Source organism: Microcystis sp. LE19-41.2A, assembly GCF_027530405.1.
In the GTDB taxonomy this organism is placed as follows: Bacteria; Cyanobacteriota; Cyanobacteriia; order Cyanobacteriales; family Microcystaceae; genus Microcystis; species Microcystis aeruginosa.
Genome location: NZ_JAPZQJ010000169.1, coordinates 1 through 1662 on the forward strand (window position 1 = coordinate 1; position 1662 = coordinate 1662).

The 1662-nt window shown below is 51.3% G+C and carries 1 pseudogene; it reads left to right on the forward strand.

Features of this window, described 5'->3' with window-relative positions:
* Nucleotides 1-153: 153 nt before the first annotated feature.
* Nucleotides 154-1527, forward strand: a pseudogene (locus tag O9290_RS07175) (HAD-IC family P-type ATPase); the annotation flags it as partial.
* Nucleotides 1528-1662 lie beyond the last annotated feature (135 nt).

Below are 1662 nucleotides of genomic sequence, written 5' to 3' on the forward strand. Positions count from 1 at the left end.
GGAGTGATCAGGGGGAAATTCAGGGACTTTTTCCCTGAAAATTAGGTAATTGACCCCCTCAAAATCGGTAAAACCCCACACCCCACACCCCACACCCTACACCCTGCCCCTAGGAAAAACTTTTTCAGCAGACCCTAAATATGGTCGAGCATGATGCCAGTTCAATTATCATTGCCCTTGTATCATCAACTTTCTCAACCAGAGGTGATTGAATACTTGACCAGCGATGGGTCAGCGGGCTTATCAGCAGAAGCAGTGGCCAGTCGCTACGAAAAATATGGCCCGAATGAACTGCGATTTAAGCCGGGGAAACCAGCTTGGTTGAGATTTTTGGGGCAATTTCATCAGCCGCTACTCTATATTCTCTTGCTTGCGGGTACTATTAAGGCATTTTTAGGGTCTTGGACGAATGCCTCGGTGATTTGGGGAGTTACTCTGATCAATGCCATTATTGGCTATGTGCAGGAAGCTAAGGCGGAAGGTGCGATCGCTTCCCTAGCCAAAGCCGTAACCACAGAAGCGACCGTGTTGCGAGAGGGACAAACCCTCCGGATTCCATCTCAGGATTTGGTGCCAGGAGATATCGTTTTATTGGCATCGGGGGATAAAGTACCAGCGGACTTGAGGCTGCTGAAAGTCCGCAATTTGCAGGTGGATGAGTCTGCCCTGACCGGGGAATCCTTGCCCGGGTCAAAAGCGATCGAACCCTTACCCGGGGATACGCCCCTAGCAGAAAGGACAAACATGGCCTACGCAGGGAGTTTTGTTACCTTTGGACAGGGCAAAGGGATTGTTGTCTCTACGGCCAACGCCACCGAAGTGGGGCAGATTTCCCAGTCGATGGAAAGCCGAGTCAGCCTTAGCACACCCCTGACCCGTAAATTTGCCCAATTTAGCCGCACCCTACTTTACGCAATTTTGACCCTAGCAACCTTGACCTTTGCCATCGGGTTAGGACGGGGGAAATCTTGGATCGATATGTTTGAAGCTGCCGTTGCCCTCGCAGTGAGTGCGATTCCAGAAGGGCTGCCAGCAGTGGTAACGATTACCTTGGCCATTGGGGTCAACCGCATGGCCAGTCGCAATGCGATTATTCGTAAACTGCCCGCAGTGGAAGCATTGGGGAGTGCGACCGTCATTTGTTCCGACAAAACCGGAACCCTGACCGAAAATCAAATGACTGTACAGTCCATTTATACTGAAGGGCAATATTACGCCGTTAGTGGTGGTGGCTATAGTCCCAAGGGCGAAATTAGTCTGATCACCGATGGCAACCCTGGCAGCCCCTTTGCAGAGGAATTGCCGCCGGCCCTAGGGGATTGTCTGGTAGCTGGTTTGCTTTGTAATGACTCCGGGCTAAAACAAACGGGAGAAGATTGGTCAGTGGTGGGGGATCCTACGGAAGGGGCGCTGATTGCGGCCGCCGCCAAAGCAGGTCTCAGTCAATTGGGGCTATTGTCTTTAACCCCACGATTGGATGCAATTCCCTTTGAATCTGAGTACCAATACATGGCAACCCTGCTTGACATCCTCACCGCCGTAAACGGACGGTGATTCCCAAACCTCACGATTTGGGTTTCTGCTTCTTTCCCGAAGGATTTTTCGCACCTGCCTTAACAGATTTACTCTGTTCTGGTCTTATGGTCGCTCTACAGACTGACA